We start from the raw sequence: 18,118 nt of genomic DNA, 5'->3' as shown, positions 1-18,118 counted from the left end.
CGTTCGCCACGGGTTGCCGTGTCGATCCCACCCTCTGTCGGTCGGCGTCGCTAGAATCTCGAACAACTGTTCGCCGTCGGTGGAGGAGTGTCGAGTGCGGGTGATGGGCGTCGACCCGGGGCTGACCCGGTGCGGGATCGCGCTGGTCGAGTCGGGGAGTGGTCGCAGTGTGACCGCCCTCGATGTCGATGTGGTCCGCACACCCACCGACATGGAACTCGCCCAGCGCCTGCTGGCGGTGTACACCGCGGCCAGCCACTGGCTCGACATCCACCAGCCCGATGTGGTGGCGATCGAGCGTGTCTTCGCCCAGAACCAGGTGTCGACGGCGATGGGGACCGCGCAGGCCGGCGGGGTCATCGCGCTCGCAGCAGGCCAGCGCGACGTGCCGGTGCGGTTTCACACCCCGTCGGAGGTGAAGGCCGCGGTCACCGGAAGTGGACGCGCAGACAAGGCGCAGGTCACCGCCATGGTGACCCGTATCCTCGGGATGCAGACCAAACCCCGTCCGGCCGATGCCGCCGACGCCCTTGCGCTCGCGATCTGCCATTGCTGGCGGGGACCGATGATCGAACGGATGGCGCAGGCTCAACAGCGCGCCGAACAGATGGCCCGGGTGCACCGACAGCGGGTCGCCGCGGCGCGATCGGCGACGGTACCGGCCGGGCGGAAGGGGACAGGCTCATGATCGCGTCGGTACGCGGACCGGTGGTCGAGGTCGCCCTCGATCACGTCGTCATCGACTGCGCGGGGGTGGGTTATCGGGTGCTGGCGACCCCCGACACGCTCTCGCGAATGCGACGGGGCGACGAGATGACGCTGCTGACCTCGATGATCGTCCGCGAGGACTCGATGACGCTGTACGGGTTCACCGAACCCGACGCCCGCGCGCTGTTCGCCCTGCTGCAGACGGTCACCGGCGTCGGTCCACGGCTGGCGATGGCAACGCTGGCGGTGCTCGAACCCGACGCCCTACGGCGGGCTCTGGCCGATTCCGACGTGAAGGCGCTGACGAGCGTGCCGGGTATCGGGAAGCGGGTGGCCGAGCGCCTCGTCGTCGAACTACGCGACAAGGTCGATCGGCCGGTCGCCGACGCCGCCACCGGTGCGGGATCGCGGCCGGTCGGCGTGGCCGGTCAGGTCGCCGAGGCGCTCGTCGGACTCGGTTTCACCGCGGCACCGGCGGAGAAGGCGGTGGCCGCGGTGCTCGCCGAGGAGCCCGACGCCGACGCGTCGATGGCGCTGCGCCGGTCGCTGGCCCTGCTCGGGAAGTCCGCATGAACCCCGACGACCGCCTCACCGAGGATGGACTCGAGGAGGAGCGGGAGGTCAGCGCCACCCCGGTGCGTTCCGATGGGGACTTCGACGCCGGGTTGCGTCCGCGGTCGCTCGCCGAGTTCATCGGCCAACCGCGGGTGTGTGAACAGCTCGAGCTGGTGCTGCACGGCGCCAAGAAACGTGGCAGCACTCCCGATCACATCCTGTTGTCGGGGCCGCCCGGTCTGGGTAAGACGTCGCTGGCGATGATCATCGCCGGCGAGATGGGTGCGGCGATCCGGGTCACCTCCGGGCCCGCTCTCGAACGCGCAGGAGACCTCGCGGCGATGCTGTCCAATCTGGTCGAAGGCGACGTGCTCTTCATCGACGAGATCCATCGGATCGCCCGGCCCGCCGAGGAGATGCTGTACCTGGCGATGGAGGACTTCCGGGTCGACGTGGTCGTCGGCAAGGGGCCCGGGGCGACCTCGATTCCGCTCGACGTGGCTCCGTTCACGCTGGTCGGGGCCACCACCCGATCCGGATCGCTGACCGGTCCGCTGCGTGACCGCTTCGGGTTCACCGCGCACATGGAGTTCTACGAGACGGGCGAGTTGGTCCGGGTGCTGCGCCGGTCGGCGGGAATCCTGGGCATCGAGATGCAGGCCGACGCCGCCTCTGAGATCGCGAGCCGCTCCCGGGGCACTCCCCGCATCGCCAACCGGTTGTTGCGGCGCGTTCGTGACTACGCCGAGGTCCGCGGGGACGGGGTGATCACCGTCGACATCTCACGCGCGGCGTTGGCCGTCTACGACGTCGACGAACTGGGTTTCGACCGCCTCGACCGCGCGGTCCTCGACGCGTTGATCCGGGCGTTCGGCGGCGGGCCGGTCGGGGTGTCGACACTGGCGGTGGCCGTCGGCGAGGAACCGGCGACCGTCGAGGAGGTGTGCGAACCGTTCCTGGTGCGCGCCGGGATGGTCGCACGCACACCGCGAGGACGCGTGGCGACCGCAGCGGCGTGGCATCACCTGGGGCTCACACCACCCGCCGGTGCTCTCAACGCGACCTTCGGGGTCCGCCCGCGCGAGATGGGCAGCCCGTCGTTGTTCGACGACATCTAGGGGAGCACGACGACCAGGGGCCCGCCCTCTGCGTCGCTCATATACGCGCAAAGCCGACATTCCCGGCGTTGGGAGCGGACTTGCCCCGCATGGCACACTGGAGGGAGTGCGTGCGCTCGGCGCCGACGTCACCGGTGGTCCTCACCCCGGGGCGACGGGTCGCGGGCGCGTGACTCGCCGGAGCCCCTCACCGGCAACCCGCCGAGCGTGACATCAGCGTCGCGCCGCGGGTGACGATCTCGATACGACAAGGACGACGACACCTCGATGGAATCTCTGTTTCTCCCACTTCTGCTGGTCCTCATGGTCGGCTTCATGTTCTTCTCGGTGCGCAAGCAGAAGAAGCGTGCCGCCGAGACGCAGGAAATGCAGAACTCCGTCCAGACCGGGACCCGTATCCAGCTGTCGAGCGGTCTCTTCGGCACCGTGATCGACGCGACCTCGTCGGAGTACATCGATGTCGAGATCGCGACCGGTCTGGTCACCCGCTGGAACCGCCTGGCCGTCATGCGGGTGATACCCACCGACGAGGCCGCCGCGACCTACCCCGGCTACACCCCGCCGTTCGCCGCGGCCGACGCCGAGTCCATCGACGAGGCGCCCGAGACGATCACCCCCACCGATGTGACCACCGATCGGCCGAATCTCGACAAGTCCGGCGGCGACGCGTCGGCCGACTCGGACAAGTAGACACACCCCGACACCGACCGCAGGCCGCTCGACCGACCGTCGGCCCACCAGGGGAGGGTCGTGGCCCGATGGACACCGGGCCGTCGGGGGCGGTGGCGTGCTGCTGTGCGCGGGCCGGGCAGTAGAGTGGCCACTCGATCGCGCGATCGGGGCCCTCGGGCTGTTCGCGCCGCGTAGTCCGCGTCGATGAGTGCGCCCAGGTGCGCCGGTCGACGCTCATCAAAGGAGATCGAGTACGTGAGTTTTTCGCGTGGGGCCGAATCGAAGGGAGCTGCCGCCGATTCGACCGGGACGGCGGGTCCCGGCGGTCGGAAGGCGCCGGGCCAATCGACCCGGAAGCGGTCGGCGGGGGGATCGAAGAAGGGCACCCGGCGACGCCCGCCGGGTCGCTCGTCGTCGATCGAGATCCCGCCGTGGCAGCCGCTGACGGCGTTCGTCGCGCTCCTGGCCCTCGTCTATCTCCTCGTCTTCCTCACCGGTGGCGGCTCGCCCGAACCGAAGCTGGGCATCGACCTGCAGGGCGGCACCCGCGTGACGTTGACCGCCCGCACCGACAACGGCCAGGCACCGACCCGCGATCAGTTGAACCAGGCCAAGCAGATCATCGAGCAGCGAGTCAACGGGCTCGGCGTGAGCGGCTCGGAGGTCGTGGTCAGCGGGAACAACCTGGTCATCACCGTGCCCGGACAGGACGGCTCCCAGGCGAAATCGCTGGGGCAGACCGCTCGTCTGTATGTGCGCCCGGTCGAGACCTCGGCACCGGCGACGCCGCAGCCGCCCAACACCACGCGCACCGAGGACTCCAACGAACTCCCCGCCGATCAGGTCGCCGGGCAGATCACCCAGGAGAAGAAGAACCGGCAGGCTCCCGCAGGCGCCAACACCCAGGCGCTGCAGGCTTACATGTCGAAGATGAACTGCGCCAACGGCGCCAACGACCCCCTACTCGGCAACGACGACCCGAAGCAGTATCTGGTCGCCTGCTCCACCGACGGCAAGACGGTGTACCTGCTCGGGCCGGAGATCATCGACGGGCGGGATGTGAAATCGGCCAGCGCGGGCACCGACCCGCAGACCGGTGAGTGGATCGTCAGCCTCGAGTACAAGGGTGCCGCCGCGACGACCTGGCCGGAGTACACCGCCAACAACATCGGCAAGCAGACCGCATTCACCCTCGACACCCGCGTGGTGTCGGCACCGGTGATCAACCAGGCGATCAGCGGAGCCACCCAGATCACCGGCTCGCCGTTCACCGAAGCCGAGGCCACCGACCTCGCCAACGTGCTCAAGTACGGCTCGTTGCCGCTGTCGTTCTCCACCTCCGACGCCGAAACCGTCTCGGCCACGCTGGGTCTGTCCTCGCTGCGGGCCGGCCTCCTGGCCGGGGCGATCGGGTTGATCGCGGTGCTGATCTACGCATTGGCCTACTACCGCATGCTCGGCTTCCTCACCGTGGCGTCGCTGCTGCTGTCGCTGGCGATGGTCTACGGCATCATCGTGCTGCTCGGCCGCTGGATCGGGTTCACCCTGGATCTGGCCGGTATCGCCGGTCTGATCATCGGTATCGGTATGACCGCCGACTCGTTCGTCGTGTACTTCGAACGCATCAAGGACGAGATGCGTGAGGGACGAAGTTTCCGGTCCGCGGTCCCGCGCGGCTGGGCGAGCGCGCGACGCACGATCTGGTCGGGTAACGCCGTCAGCTTCCTGGCCGCGGCGGTCATCTACATCCTCGCCGTCGGTGAGGTGCGCGGCTTCGCCTTCACCCTCGGCCTGACCACCATCCTCGACATCGTGGTCGTGTTCCTGGTCACGCATCCGCTCGTCGTGCTCGCCAGCCGCTCGGAGTTCCTGTCGCGGCCGCGGGTCAACGGACTCGGGGCGGTCAGCGAGGTGGCGCGAGCGCGCAGAACGTCACGGGCCGAACGGGTATCGAACCTCAGTTCGTCCACGACGACCACTGCATCGACAGGCGCTACATCGACCGACTCGACCCCCTCTGGTCCGACGAAGGGATCGGCGAAATGACCGGCAGCAATCGGACCACCGGCGCATCGACCGGCAGCACGACGACGGGTGACGAGCCGAGCACGGCGACGACGGTGACGATCGCCGGCAGTGACGCCAACTTCCACGCCGACACCTCCCGGTCGTTCCTCTCGCGCCTCTACACCGGTACCGGCGCCTTCGAGGTCATCGGCAAACGCCGCATGTGGTACCTCGTCACCGCGCTGATCCTCGCGGTCGGCATCATCTCGATCGGCGTGCGCCAGTTCACTTTCGGTATCGATTTCGAGGGCGGCACGCAGATCTCGATCCCGGTGTCGCAGGGCATCACCAGCCAATCCGTCGAGGACGTCGTCGGCAAGGCGCTCGGCACTGCCCCGGATTCGGTACAGACCGCCGGATCGGGGTCGAGCGAAACCGTGCAGGTGCGTACCGACGCGCTCAGCGCCGAGCAGGCACGCGCGGTGACCGTCGCGCTCACCGATGCGTATGCGCCGACACTCAAGGCCGCCGACGTCAGCATCTCCGAGGTGAGTTCCACGTGGGGACGCGAGATCACCGAGAAGATGTTGCTCGCCCTCGCCGTGTTCCTGGTGATCGTCTTCGTCTACATCGCGGTGCGCTTCGACCGGGAGATGTCGATCGCCGCGCTGGCGACCCTGTTCTTCGACATCATCTGCACGGCCGGGGTGTATTCGCTGGTCGGCTTCGAGGTCACCCCGGCGACCGTCATCGGTCTGCTGACGATCCTCGGTTTCTCCCTCTACGACACCGTCGTCGTGTTCGACAAGGTCTCGGAGAACACCCGGTCGGTGCTGCAGACGTCGCGCCGCACCTATGCCGAGCAGGCCAACCTCGCGGTGAACCAGACCCTGATGCGCTCGATCAACACCACGATCATCTCGGTGTTGCCGATCATCGCGCTGATGGTCATCGCCGTGTGGCTGCTCGGGGTCGGCACGCTGAAGGATCTTGCGCTGATCCAGCTCGTCGGCGTCGTGGTGGGCACCTACTCGTCGGTCTTCCTCGCCACCCCGCTGTTGGTGACCCTCAAGGAACGGCGTCGTGAGATCGCCCGCCACACCGCCCGGGTGCTCGACCGTCGCGCGGCCATCGCCGCCGGCCAGGACCCGGACGCGGGCAGCACACCGCCGCGCCGCCGCCCGTCGCGGGCGTCGACCGGTCGGGGCGTAGCCGAGGACGACACCCCGACAGCACCGAGCGGGAAACGGCGTCGCGCGCGATAGTCTCGGCAGTCGTGGCATCGAGAGGTCGGCAATCCAGGTGTTGGCATGGTACGACCACACCGGCGATGAGGTCCGCGGTCCTGGTGGTGAGCCTGCTGGTGGGTGCCGGGCTGATCGCCGGCTGTTCCCGGGACGCTGCGCCCCCGACGATCGACTACGTCGTCGACGCCGACATCCGCAGCTACAACGCGAACACCGAGAACGGCAACGCCGACGGCGTATTGATGGCGTTCACCCGCGTGCTCCCGGGCTTCAGCTATCTCGGCGACTCCGGACAGGTCACCCCTGACCGCGATATCGGCACCGTCACCCGTGAGCCCGGCAACCGGCTGACCCTGAAGTACCAATTCAACCCGCGCGCAACATATTCCGACGGCACGGCGATGGATTGCGACGACCTCGTGCTGGCCTGGGCGGCGATGAGCGGACGATTCGGCCAGTTCACCCCGGCGACCACCGCGGGCTACCGCGACATCGACTCCGTCGACTGTGCGCCCGGCGACAAGTCGGCGACCGTCACCTTCGCCGCCGGACGCGACCCCTCCGACTGGGCGTCACTGTTCGGCGCCGGCACGCTACTGCCGGCGCAGGTGGTGGCCCGCGCCGCCGGGGTCCCCGACGTGGCCGAACCGATCCGCACTGGCAACCGCACCGCCATCGCGCGTATCGCCAAGGCCTGGAACACCGGCTTCGATCTCGCCCCCGGAGACCTCGACCCCACGCGTTTCCCGTCCGCCGGCCCCTACAAGATCGCGAGTTACTCCGCATCCGGCGGCGTGGTGCTGGTGGCCAACGACAAGTGGTGGGGTGATCCGCCGGCCACCTCACGGATCGCGATCTTCGGGCGCGGCAGCGATGCCGCGCGACGCATCGCGAACGACGACTACGACGTCGCCGACGTCACCGCGGGTCTCGTCGCCGGCACCGACGAAACGCGTTCCGGCGCGACCTCGGCCGCAGCCACCGCCGGTGCCGGACTCCGGGTCGGTGCCCCCGGTCAGGCACTCGGCGTCGAGGGGCTCGTGTTGTCCGGGCGCGGGGTGTTCTCCGACGTCCGGGTGCGACGGGCATTCGCCTCCTGTGTGCCGCGCGATGCGCTCGCCCGGCAGTTCGGATATGGCGCCCAGATGTGGAACATGCGGGTACTCGCGCCGGGTGACGAGTTGGCCGCATCGCTGAACGGCGAGTTCGGCACTCAGTACGCGCGTCCCGATCTTCCGCGCGCCCGTGACCTGCTGGCCCAGGCGGCCGGTGATACCGGTGGCCGCCCGGCCAAGACGGTGCGTATCGGATATGCCGCACCGACCGAGCGGTGGAAAGAGATGGTCGCGGCCATCACCTCCGCATGTGCCCCGGCGGGGATCACCGTCAGAGACGTCGGCGCCGACACCACCGGGGTCGGAGCACTCGGCTCGTCGGCCGACGCGCTGCTGGTGGCCAACGGCGCCGCCTTCGCGGCGGCGGGTGCCGCGGACGAGACCCGAGACGCCTATCAGCTGCGCGGAGACGACCCGCTCGATCTGCCGAACTTCTCGAACCCGCAGGTCAATGATGCGATCGACGCCCTGGCGGTCACCGATCTCGAATCCGAGCGCCTCGCGCTCGTCCGGACCATCGAGAACGGTGCGTGGGCTCAGGTGCCGTCGATCCCACTGTTCGCTGCTCCCCGCGCGCATGGCTGGAAGGATCAGATCACCAACGTCGTCGCAGGTGCGGGACGAAACGGAACGGGATGGAACATGGACCGATGGGTACGCAGCCGGTGAGCAACGACAGTGAGACCCCGACCCCCGATACCCCGACTGGCGACGCCCTGGCCCGGGCGCGGGCCGCGATCGCCGAGCACGGCCGCATGGTGGCCGACTTCCCGGCGCCGGGAATCGATTTCAAGGATCTGACGCCGGTGCTGGCCGATTCCGACGGGTTGTCGACGATCGTGACCGCGCTGACCCACGGCTGCGGGTCGGTCGACCTGGTGGCGGGCATCGACGCCCGCGGCTTCCTACTCGGCGGGGCCGTCGCGCGAGAACTGGGCGTCGGAATCCTCGCCGTCCGCAAGGGCGGCAAACTCCCGCCACCGGTGTATTCGATCGACTACGACCTCGAATACGGCAGCGCGCGACTGGAGATCCCGGCGAGCGGAATCGACATCACCGGATCGCGGGTGCTGCTCGTCGACGACGTCCTCGCCACCGGTGGCACCGTGGTGGCGGCGGCCGAACTGCTGCGTCGCGCCGGCGCCGAGGTGACGGGTGTCGCGGTGATCATGGAGATCGCGGCGCTCGGCGGGCGGGCCCGCATCGCCGACGGCTTCGCCGACATTCCGGTGCACGCGGTCACCATCGATTGATCGACCGATGAGAATCGTTGGCGGACATGGGTGTTGAAGAGTATCGGCGCGAACTCGTCGCCTTGGGTGACGCGCCGGAGCGGTGGTTGGCCTACCTGGACGCGCATTCGGGTCTGCCCGGGCCGCGGGCGAACCTGACCCTGCTGGCCGCCTTCGTCGAGGAGGCGTCCACCACGACGATCTGGCACGCCGCCGATGCCACCGACGAGTACCGGGCCACCTGCGGGGCCGCCGGGATCGGACGTCTGCTGTGTTCGGCCGAGGACCGCTCGAAAGGTCTTGCCCGGCTGCGTGAACTCGCCGCCGACGAGCGATGGCGGGTACGCGAGGGTGTGGCGATGGCGCTGCAGCGGTGGGGCGACGACGATCCCGCCTCGATGGCCGCGGTGGCACGCGAATGGGCGGACGGACCCGGCCCCCTGCTCGCCCGCGCCGCTGTCGCCGCGATCTGCGAACCGAGGTTGCTGCGGACCCCCGAGATGGCCGCCCACGCGATCGACGTGTGCGGACGAGCCACCGAGGTGTTGCGCGCGGTCCCGGACGCGCGACGGCGCGCGCCGGACACCCGCACCCTGCGCAAGGGACTGGGATATGGGTGGAGCGTCGCCGTGGCCGCCGATCCGGACGCCGGATTGCCGGTGTTCGACGCGCTGGCACAGGATCCGGACCCCGACGTGGCCTGGGTGGTGCGCACCAATCTCGGCAAGGCACGGCTCAAGCGGGTCCGCGGCGATCGGTGAGCCCATGGTGGTTCCCCGACACCTGGCCCGTCACATTCCGGCCGGACCGACGGTGCTCCCGAAAGCGCGGATTAGACTTGTGACATGTGTGGTGGGACGGACCGGTGGTGTGAGGCAACGATCCGGTGCTCCCACCGCGTCCACCGCCGAGGACGAGGGAGGGTCTGATGGCCGACGAGCCGAGTACCGCGGGCCCGATCACCGATGCCGGACCCGCCGAGGTGGACTCCGCAGCAGTGGTCGAGTCCAGAGCGGCCGAGTCCGCAGCGGGCGAGTCTGCGGTTGTCGAGTCCGGGGTTGTCGAGTCTGGGCCCGCCGGCGACACGAACGACGCGCTGCCCCAACATTCGTCGGCGTCGCGGCGGGTCCGTGCCCGGCTCGCTCGCCGGATGACCGCGACCCGCAGCCCGGTGCGACCGGTGCTCGAGCCGCTGGTCACCCTGCACCGGGAGATCTACCCGAAGGCCGACGTCGCCTTGCTGCAGCGCGCCTACGACGTCGCCGACGAACGTCATCAGGGGCAGAACCGCAAGTCCGGTGACCCCTACATCACCCATCCGCTCGCGGTGGCCACGATCCTCGCCGACCTCGGTATGGACACCATCACCCTGGTCGCCGCGCTCCTGCACGACACCGTCGAGGACACCGGATACAGCCTCGAGCAACTGGAATCGGAGTTCGGGGCGGAGGTCACCCACCTCGTCGACGGGGTGACCAAACTCGACAAGGTCGCACTCGGAAGCGCCGCGGAGGCCGAGACGATCCGCAAGATGATCATCGCGATGGCCCGCGACCCGCGCGTGCTGGTGATCAAGGTCGCCGACCGGTTGCACAACATGCGCACGATGCGCTTCCTGCCACCGGAGAAGCAGGCCCGCAAGGCCCGCGAGACGCTGGAAGTCATTGCGCCCCTTGCTCATCGGCTCGGTATGGCGACCGTCAAGTGGGAGCTCGAGGACCTCTCGTTCGCGATCCTGCACCCCAAACGGTACGAGGAGATCGTGCGGCTGGTCGCCGACCGCGCACCCTCACGCGACACCTACCTGGCGCGGGTGCGCGCCGACATCAACAACGCACTGTCCTCGGCCCGGATCACCGCGACGGTCGAGGGCCGGCCCAAACACTACTGGTCGATCTATCAGAAGATGATCGTCAAGGGCCGCGAGTTCGACGACATCCACGACCTCGTCGGCATGCGCATCCTGTGTGACGAGGTGCGCGACTGTTATGCCGCGGTGGGCGTGGTGCACTCGCTGTGGCAGCCGATGGCGGGCCGGTTCAAGGACTACATCGCCCAGCCGCGGTTCGGGGTCTACCAGTCCCTGCACACCACGGTGATCGGTCCCGAGGGCAAACCCCTCGAGGTGCAGATCCGTACCTACGACATGCATCGCACCGCCGAGTTCGGCATCGCCGCACACTGGCGGTACAAGGAGAGCGGCTACAAGGACCGCAAGGGCCGCAAGTCCGACGTCGCCGAGGTCGACGACATGGCGTGGATGCGCCAGCTCCTCGACTGGCAGCGAGAAGCCGCCGACCCGGGGGAGTTCCTCGAGTCGCTGCGCTACGACCTCGCGGTCAAGGAGATCTTCGTCTTCACCCCGAAGGGCGATGTGATCACGCTGCCCGCCGGGTCGACACCGGTCGATTTCGCCTACGCGGTACACACCGAGGTCGGCCACCGCTGCATCGGCGCACGTGTCAACGGTCGTCTCGTCGCCCTCGAACGCACCCTCGAGAACGGTGAGGTCGTCGAGGTGTTCACCTCGAAGGCGCCCACGGCCGGACCGAGCAAGGACTGGCAGAACTTCGTCGTCTCACCACGCGCGAAAGCCAAGATCCGCCAATGGTTCGCCAAGGAGCGTCGCGAGGAGGCGCTCGAGCAGGGCAAGGACGCCATCGCCAAGGAGGTCCGCCGCGGGGGACTGCCCCTGCAGCGGCTGATGAGTGCCGACTCGATGGCGGCGGTCGCCAAGGAGCTGCGCTACACCGACGTCAGCGCGCTCTACACCGCGGTCGGGGAGAACCACGTCTCCGCTCGGCATGTGGTGAACCGTCTCGTCGCCGCACTCGGAGGCATCGACGAGGCCGCCGAACAGATCGCCGAGCGATCCACGCCGTCGACCATGCCCAGCCGTTCCCGGCAGGGCGGCGACGCCGGGGTGGTCGTCGAGGGCGTCGACAATGTGCTGATCAAGCTCGCCAAGTGCTGCACCCCGGTACCCGGTGACGAGATCATGGGATTCGTGACGCGCGGCGGTGGGATCAGTGTGCACCGCACCGACTGCACCAACGCCACCGCCTTGCGTGATCAGTCCGAGCGGATCATCGACGTCTCCTGGGCGCCGTCGCCCGAATCGATCTTCCTCGTCGCCATCCAGGTCGAGGCGCTCGACCGTCACCGCCTGCTCTCCGACGTGACCAAGGTGCTCGCCGACGAACGGGTGAACATCCTCTCGGCGTCGGTCACCACCAGCCGCGATCGCGTCGCGATCAGCAAATTCACCTTCGAAATGGGCGACCCGAAGCATCTCGGACACGTCTTGAACATCGTCCGCAACGTCGAAGGCGTCTACGACGTGTACCGCGTCACCTCGGCTGCCTGAGAAATCGACGGCCTGATCGGTCTCGCCACGGCCGGGCCGTGGCGAGACCTACGCGTCAGGAGACCTTGGCGGTCTCGATGGTGATCGGCAGCTTCGGTGAGCCGTCGTCGGCGGTGCGCTCGTAGGCACCGGTCGTCTGGTTGGGTCCGATGCCGGGATTCACGCCACCGGCGAACACCTTGTCGATGACCTTCATACCGTCGGGTGCGACGGTGCCGACCACCGCGTAACTCGGCGGCAGGGTGCCGTCCTGGATGAGGATGAAGAACTGCGCCGACCCGCCGGAATTCGCCTCACCCTGCTGGGCGCTACCGCTGTTGGCGATCGCGACGGTCCCGCGCGGGTAGGTGACGGCCTGCTGGCCGGTCATCGGGTTGGCCTGACCGGACGGCTTGAGATCGGTCGGCGGCTCGTCGGGGCTCGTCCAGCCGGGCTGGCCGAGACCGGTGCCGGTCGGGTCACCGCACTGCAGGACCTTCAGGGCCGCGGTCGTCATCCGGTGGCACGGGCTGTTGTCGTAGTAGCCGTGATCGGCGAGCGAGATGACCGCGCCGGTGTTGCACGGAGCGCCGGTGCGATTGAGATCGACCGGCACGACACCCTGCGTGGTGGTCAGTGTGAGCGTGGACGTGCCGTCCTTGGCCTGCGTCTTGTCGGGCATCGGCGCTGTCTTCTGCTTGGACTCGCCGGCCTTCACCTTGTCGATCTGCTCCTGATAGAGCGCGCGCTGGGCGGGATCGGTGATCTCGGCGGGAACCGTCGTCGGGATCTGCTTGAAGTTGCTGTCCTTGGCGACGTAATCGCACGTCGTGTGCGAGGCGTTGAATCGATCGGTCTGGATCTTGTCGACGATGAAGTAGGTGGCGGTCGCGAGCACCGCGATGACCACCACACCCGAGACCGAACCGATGAGGACCTTGCGTTTGCGGGCCGCGGCGCGTTCGCGCTCCAGCCGGTCCTCGAGCTTGCGCTTGGCGGCCTCGCGCCGTTGCTCGTTGGTCAGCGCGCGGTCGGACGTCGCCGGACCATCGGCCGCGGAATCGGAGGGATTCTTGCTCGGGTTCGGCCCCGACGGAGTCGAGGTGGCCGGGTCATCGTTGTCGGCATCGTTGTGGGCACCCGGCTTCTCGGGTTCCTTGTTGCTCGCCACGCTGTGACCCCTCCTCGGTGTGCGCTTGGTGTCGTGTGCACTCTGCTCGTCGTCCGACTCCCGCCGGACACCCCATGCAGTGTGCCAGTATCTCCTGTGAACTCGCCGCACCGGGTCGAGGACACAGCCGGGCGTGGCGAGGCCTGCGTCGACAAACGAGCTGGTACGCCGACCGTGGGCGGTGCCACTGGAGTCGACCGTGGTCGAGGCCGCCGGATTCGTATGAGACACAATGGAGCAATGCTGATCACCGGCTTCCCCGCAGGCATGTTCCAGACCAACTGCTACATCCTCGCCCCGGCGCCCGGAGGCGACGCCGTCGTCATCGATCCCGGACAGGATGCGGCGCCGATGGCGAAGAAGGTGCTGGCAGAGCACGATCTCACCCCGGTGGCGGTCCTGCTGACCCACGGTCATCTCGATCACACGTGGACCGCGGCGGACCTCTGCGACGAATTCTCGATCCCGGCCTACATCCACCCCGAGGACCGGTCGATGCTCGCCGACCCGGGCATCGGCCTCGGCCACGCGCTCTCCTCGGTGATCGGGTCGCTGCAGTTCCGGGAGCCGGACAAGGTGATCGACTTCGTCGACGGCGAGACGGTGGAGATCGCCGGACTGTGCCTGGCCGTCGACCACGCGCCGGGTCACACCCAGGGCTCGGTGTTGCTGACCCTCGACGTGCCGATCGACGAGAGCGGTGCCGGTGACACCGTCCCGGTGTGTTTCTCCGGTGACGTATTGTTCTCCGGGTCCATCGGCCGCACCGATCTGCCCGGGGGCAACCACCAGCAACTGCTCGACTCCATCGCCGCCCGGCTGCTGACCCGCACCGACGACACACAGGTGCTCCCCGGACACGGACTGCAGACCTCGATCGGCGCCGAACGTGCGAGCAATCCGTTCCTCGTCGGTCTTGCCGGCGACGCCGAGGGCGCCGGCACCGTGAAGAAGGGACGAATGGGCCTGTGACCAACGATTTCGCCGCACCTCGGGGTATCCCGGACTACTACCCGCCGGCCTCCGCGGACTTCCGCAAGGTGCGCGACACGCTCACCGAGGCGGCGCGGCGCGGCGGTTACGGCCACATCGAGTTGCCCGTCTTCGAGGACACCGCGTTGTTCGCGCGCGGGGTGGGTGAGTCCACCGACGTCGTCAGCAAGGAGATGTACACCTTCGCCGACCGCGGTGGCCGCTCGGTCACGCTGCGCCCGGAGGGCACCGCCGGTGTGATGCGCGCGGTCATCCAGCACGGCCTCGACCGTGGCCAGCTGCCGGTCAAACTCTGCTATGCGGGTCCGTTCTTCCGGTACGAGAAGCCGCAGACCGGTCGTTATCGCCAGCTGCAGCAGGTCGGCGTGGAGGCCATCGGCGTCGACGATCCGGCTCTCGACGCGGAGGTCATCGCGATCGCCGACGAGGGCTATCGACGCCTCGGGCTCAGCGGCTTCCGACTGGAAATCACCTCCCTCGGCGACGACGAGAGCCGACCACGGTATCGGGAAGCGTTGCAGCAGTTCCTCTTCGGGCTCGACCTCGACGAGCCGACCCGTCAACGCGCCGAGATCAATCCGCTGCGTGTGCTCGACGACAAACGCCCCGAGATCAAGGCCGCCACCGCCGACGCGCCGCTGCTGCTGGACTATCTGAGCGATGACGCGCGGGCGCACTTCGACACGGTGCTCGCCCACCTGAACCGGCTCGGCGTGCCCTACGAGATCAATCCGCGGCTGGTGCGCGGACTCGACTACTACACCAAGACCACCTTCGAATTCGTCCACGACGGACTGGGCGCGCAGTCGGGGATCGGGGGCGGCGGACGCTACGACGGCCTCATGCAGCAGATCGGCGGTAAGCAGGATCTGTCGGGGATCGGGTTCGGGCTCGGCGTCGACCGCACGATGCTCGCCCTCGAGGCGGAGGGCGTCGCGGGTGCCGACGCCGCGCGCGTCGAGGTCTTCGGGGTTCCGCTCGGCGCCGACGCGAAAGCCGAATTGGTATCCGTCGCAGGGACACTGCGGGCCGCGGGGATCAGCGTCGATCTCGCCTACGGCGATCGCGGTCTCAAGGGTGCGATGAAGGCCGCCGACCGGTCCGGCGCACGGCTCGCACTCGTCCTCGGTGATCGTGAACTCGCCGAGCACACCATCGAGATCAAGAACCTGGCAACCGGCGACCAGCATCGGGCCTCGCTCGACGGTCTCGTCGACGAGGTGCGGGGTCTGCTGGGCTAAGGCGCACGCCGATCCGTATGACATTTCCCCCGGAAACCGGAGGAAATGTCATACGGATCGGTCTCATTCCACCCGGCTCATCCGATCGGCGAGGACGTCCAGGCTCACCCCACCGAGCGCCAGCGCACGGGTGTGGAACTCCTTGAGCGTCCACCCCGGATGTGCGGCGAGGGCGGCGTCGCGGGTCTGTTCCCAGACCCGTTGTCCCAGTGCGTAGGACGGCGCCTGGCCGGGCCAACCCAGGTAGCGGTCGAGCTCGAAGCGCAGCACCGCGCGGTCCATGGCCACCGACGAGGTGAGAAACGTCCAGGCCTTCCCGGCGTCCCAGATGCCGCCGCCCACCGACTCGGGGGCACGCAATCGGCAGTGCACGCCGATGTCGACGACGACGCGTGCCGCGCGCAGCCGCTGCGAATCCAGCATGCCCATCCGGTCGCCCGGGTCATCGAGCCAGCCCAGTTCGGCCATCAGGCGTTCGGCGTAGAGCGCCCAGCCCTCGCCGTGCCCGGAGGTGAACGACGCCAGTTTGCGCCACGAGTTGAGGTCGTCGTCGACGATCGCCGACCCCAGCTGGAGGTGATGGCCGGGCACACCCTCGTGGTAGACGGTGGTCTTCTCCTGCCACGTGTGAAACACGGTCTGCCCCGGGGGAACCGCCCACCACATGCGGCCCGGCCGACTCAGGTCTGCGGTGGGCTGGGTGTAGTAGATGATGCCGGTCGACGACGGCGCGAGCCGGCATTCCAGACGGGTCAGGCGGGCCGGGATGTCGAAGTGGGTGCCGGCCAGTCCGTCGACCGCGGCGTCGGAGGTCGCCTGCATCCAGTCGACGAACGCCTGCTTGTCGTGGATCTGATACCGCGTATCGGCATCGAGTGCGGCCAGGGCATCGGCGACCGTTCCGCCGGGTACCAGCTGCGCGGCGATGGCCTGCTGTTCGGCGACGATCTCGCGTAAATGGGCCAGACCCCAGGCGTAGGCCTCCTCGGGATCGGCGTCGGCACCGAGGTAGTGCGGCAGATGCAGCAGATACCGATCCCGGCCGACGGCGTCGTCGTCGACGGCGTCGGGCGCCACCCGGGTGCGCAGGAGGGCGGCGAACTCGGCGAGGGCCGAACCCGCTGCGGTGGTGGCGGATTCGAGGTCGGCGGCCAATCCGGGGTCGGCGACGATGGTCCCGGTGTTCGCCGAGATCGCGGCGAGGGCCTGATCTGCCTGCGCGGCAACGAGTTCCACCTGCCGGCGGGCGAACGGCGGGCCGGCTGTGCGTCGTTGTTCGACGCCGGCGATCGCGGTGGCCAGAGCGTCCGGGATCGCCGCGATCCGGCGCACCATCGTCTCCCGCCCCGTCGGCGAGTCGACGTCCATCAGATCGAAGATGTCGCGGATCGCCTGCAGCGGAGAGGCGATGACGTTGCAGACACCGGTCAGCTCTCCCGCATCGGCGAGGGCGAGCTCGCGGCGCAGCGACGCCGTCATTGTCGCGACGGTCACCCGGTCGACGTCGTCGGACACCTCGGCGGCGCCGAGCGCGGCCAGCGTTGCCCGGGCGTGGTCGGCGCGGGTGGCGACCGCGTCGGGGGAGAAGTCGGTGAGTCGGTCGGCCGCGGCGTCATCGATCCCGAGTTCGGTGGCCAGGATCGGGTCGTCGGCGGCCATCGTGCGCAGATGGGCGTCGGCGATCGCGTCGACGGCGGTGCTGGTGCGTGCGGGCGGCATCACAGGTCGTTGGTGGCGAAGGTGTCGCAGCGCTTGGGGTCGCCGCCCTGATAGCCGATGGTGAACCACCGGGCACGCTGCTGCGCCGACCCGTGCGTCCAGCCCTCCGGGTTGGAGTTGGCGCCCTGAATGGTGTCGTCACCGATGGCCTTGGCGGTCTGGATGACCCCGGCGATGTCCTGCTGGGTCAGTTGCTGCAACCGATTGTCATATCCCTCGTCACTGGCGTGGTGCGCCCACACACCGGCCAGACAGTCGGCCTGCAGTTCGACGCGCACCGATCCCGACAGCGGCCCCTGCGAACCGAGTTGCTGGCCCTTGCGCAGCGCCCCGGTCAGATTCTGTACGTGATGGCCGTACTCGTGGGCCACGACGTACTCCTGCGCCAGGGCGCCGTTGCTGCCACCCATCTGGACGAGGGTGTCGAAGAAATCCGGGTCGAAGTAGGCGGTCTTGTCCGCGGGACAATAGAACGGACCGGTCGCCGAGGTCGCCGCACCACACGCGGTGTTCACCGATCCGCTGAAGATCGTGGTCTTCGGCGGCGTGTAGTTCGACATCAGCGTCGGCCAGACGTGGTCGAGACTGTTGGTGGTGGCCACGATCCGGCAGATCGCGTCACCCTGATTGGCCATCTCCACGGTGCAGGACCGGATGTGCTCGTCGATCACCGACGACGAGGCCGAGTTGGAGCTTCCGGTTCCGGTGGTCCCGCCGCCCATGATGTCTCCCGGGTTGACCCCGAACAACAACGCCACGATGGTGATGATCAGTCCGGCACCGCCGCCGAGCGCGATCCGCCCGGCGCCGCCTCCGCCACCTCCGCCGCCGGAGACGTTCCCGGTGTCGAGCGGCCCGCTGCCCTGAAAAGTCATGGCCACAGCGTAACGAGACGAACCACCCGGATCGGGTCGAACAGTTCGAGACTCGCCGACGCGCAGCCGTGCGCGACAACCGCCCGGGCGGTGGCCGCCTGCGTGCGGTGGACGCCTAC

Annotated in this window: 14 protein-coding genes and 1 pseudogene; 12 read left to right on the top strand and 3 right to left on the bottom strand. The window is 68.6% G+C overall.

The window, feature by feature from the left end; translation table 11 throughout:
- The first annotated feature begins 94 nt into the window (after nt 1–94).
- The 10 genes from ruvC (at nt 95) to QNM97_RS12010 (ending at nt 12,021) form a co-directional block, all read left to right on the top strand.
- Nucleotides 95–688, top strand: a complete 594-nt coding sequence (gene ruvC / locus QNM97_RS12055; RefSeq protein ID WP_208791067.1) for a crossover junction endodeoxyribonuclease RuvC — start codon at nt 95–97, stop codon at nt 686–688.
- Nucleotides 685–1,281 carry a Holliday junction branch migration protein RuvA gene (ruvA, locus tag QNM97_RS12050; protein WP_283822915.1) on the top strand — a complete coding sequence of 199 codons (597 nt, stop codon included), beginning with the start codon at nt 685–687 and terminating at the stop codon, nt 1,279–1,281. Before ruvC ends, ruvA begins: the two co-directional genes overlap by 4 nt.
- A complete protein-coding gene (ruvB, locus tag QNM97_RS12045) occupies nt 1,278–2,381 on the top strand; it encodes a Holliday junction branch migration DNA helicase RuvB (RefSeq protein ID WP_283822914.1) in 1,104 nt (367 codons plus the stop codon). The genes ruvA and ruvB overlap by 4 nt, the downstream gene beginning before the upstream one ends.
- 267 nt (nt 2,382–2,648) lie before the next feature.
- On the top strand, nt 2,649–3,071 hold the full coding sequence (gene yajC / locus QNM97_RS12040; RefSeq protein ID WP_208791070.1) for a preprotein translocase subunit YajC: 423 nt from the start codon (nt 2,649–2,651) through the stop codon (nt 3,069–3,071).
- 237 nt (nt 3,072–3,308) lie between these two features.
- Nucleotides 3,309–5,099: a protein translocase subunit SecD gene (gene secD / locus QNM97_RS12035; protein WP_208791071.1), complete on the top strand. Its 1,791-nt coding sequence runs from the start codon at nt 3,309–3,311 to the stop codon at nt 5,097–5,099.
- On the top strand, nt 5,096–6,325 hold the full coding sequence (gene secF, locus QNM97_RS12030; protein WP_283822913.1) for a protein translocase subunit SecF: 1,230 nt from the start codon (nt 5,096–5,098) through the stop codon (nt 6,323–6,325). Before secD ends, secF begins: the two co-directional genes overlap by 4 nt.
- A gap of 65 nt (nt 6,326–6,390) precedes the next feature.
- Nucleotides 6,391–8,091 (top strand): ABC transporter substrate-binding protein, encoded by a 1,701-nt coding sequence (locus tag QNM97_RS12025; RefSeq protein ID WP_283822912.1) that lies wholly within the window; start codon nt 6,391–6,393, stop codon nt 8,089–8,091.
- A complete protein-coding gene (locus QNM97_RS12020; protein ID WP_283822911.1) occupies nt 8,073–8,675 on the top strand; it encodes an adenine phosphoribosyltransferase in 603 nt (200 codons plus the stop codon). Before QNM97_RS12025 ends, QNM97_RS12020 begins: the two co-directional genes overlap by 19 nt.
- A 26-nt stretch (nt 8,676–8,701) precedes the next feature.
- Nucleotides 8,702–9,415, top strand: a complete 714-nt coding sequence (locus QNM97_RS12015; protein WP_283822910.1) for a HEAT repeat domain-containing protein — start codon at nt 8,702–8,704, stop codon at nt 9,413–9,415.
- Between the two features lie 167 nt (nt 9,416–9,582).
- A complete protein-coding gene (locus QNM97_RS12010) occupies nt 9,583–12,021 on the top strand; it encodes a RelA/SpoT family protein (protein WP_283822909.1) in 2,439 nt (812 codons plus the stop codon).
- A gap of 55 nt (nt 12,022–12,076) precedes the next feature.
- Here the strand turns inward: QNM97_RS12010 and QNM97_RS12005 are convergent, their stop codons facing one another.
- A complete protein-coding gene (locus QNM97_RS12005; protein ID WP_283822908.1) occupies nt 12,077–13,171 on the bottom strand; it encodes a peptidylprolyl isomerase in 1,095 nt (364 codons plus the stop codon).
- Between the two features lie 240 nt (nt 13,172–13,411).
- On the opposite strand from QNM97_RS12005, the gene QNM97_RS12000 reads away from it, so the two are divergent.
- Together QNM97_RS12000 and hisS are read left to right on the top strand one after the other, a co-directional pair.
- A complete protein-coding gene (locus QNM97_RS12000; RefSeq protein ID WP_283822907.1) occupies nt 13,412–14,143 on the top strand; it encodes an MBL fold metallo-hydrolase in 732 nt (243 codons plus the stop codon).
- Nucleotides 14,140–15,405, top strand: a complete 1,266-nt coding sequence (gene hisS, locus QNM97_RS11995) for a histidine--tRNA ligase (RefSeq protein WP_283822906.1) — start codon at nt 14,140–14,142, stop codon at nt 15,403–15,405. The genes QNM97_RS12000 and hisS overlap by 4 nt, the downstream gene beginning before the upstream one ends.
- Before the next feature lie 63 nt (nt 15,406–15,468).
- Here hisS and QNM97_RS11990 read toward each other — a convergent pair.
- Both QNM97_RS11990 and ypfJ read right to left on the bottom strand, forming a co-directional pair.
- Nucleotides 15,469–17,124: pseudogene (locus QNM97_RS11990) on the bottom strand (DUF885 domain-containing protein); the annotation flags it as partial.
- Entirely contained in the window at nt 17,124–17,999 is an 876-nt protein-coding gene (gene ypfJ, locus QNM97_RS11985) for a KPN_02809 family neutral zinc metallopeptidase (protein ID WP_283822905.1), read from the bottom strand. The gene ypfJ and the pseudogene QNM97_RS11990, both read right to left, overlap by 1 nt.
- Nucleotides 18,000–18,118 lie beyond the last annotated feature (119 nt).

Source organism: Gordonia sp. L191 (assembly GCF_030077625.1).
GTDB lineage: Bacteria > Actinomycetota > Actinomycetes > Mycobacteriales > Mycobacteriaceae > Gordonia > Gordonia polyisoprenivorans_A.
This window is presented reverse-complemented; position numbering and strand designations above follow the sequence as displayed.

Coding starts and splice junctions, on each gene's coding strand:
- ruvA (WP_283822915.1), top strand. CDS start 685: ATGATCGCGTCGGTACGCGGACCGGTGGTCGAGGTCGCCCTCGATCAC.
- ruvB (WP_283822914.1), top strand. CDS start 1,278: ATGAACCCCGACGACCGCCTCACCGAGGATGGACTCGAGGAGGAGCGG.
- yajC (WP_208791070.1), top strand. CDS start 2,649: ATGGAATCTCTGTTTCTCCCACTTCTGCTGGTCCTCATGGTCGGCTTC.
- secF (WP_283822913.1), top strand. CDS start 5,096: ATGACCGGCAGCAATCGGACCACCGGCGCATCGACCGGCAGCACGACG.
- QNM97_RS12025 (WP_283822912.1), top strand. CDS start 6,391: ATGAGGTCCGCGGTCCTGGTGGTGAGCCTGCTGGTGGGTGCCGGGCTG.
- QNM97_RS12020 (WP_283822911.1), top strand. CDS start 8,073: ATGGGTACGCAGCCGGTGAGCAACGACAGTGAGACCCCGACCCCCGAT.
- QNM97_RS12015 (WP_283822910.1), top strand. CDS start 8,702: ATGGGTGTTGAAGAGTATCGGCGCGAACTCGTCGCCTTGGGTGACGCG.
- QNM97_RS12010 (WP_283822909.1), top strand. CDS start 9,583: ATGGCCGACGAGCCGAGTACCGCGGGCCCGATCACCGATGCCGGACCC.
- QNM97_RS12000 (WP_283822907.1), top strand. CDS start 13,412: ATGCTGATCACCGGCTTCCCCGCAGGCATGTTCCAGACCAACTGCTAC.
- ypfJ (WP_283822905.1), bottom strand. CDS start 17,999: ATGACTTTTCAGGGCAGCGGGCCGCTCGACACCGGGAACGTCTCCGGC.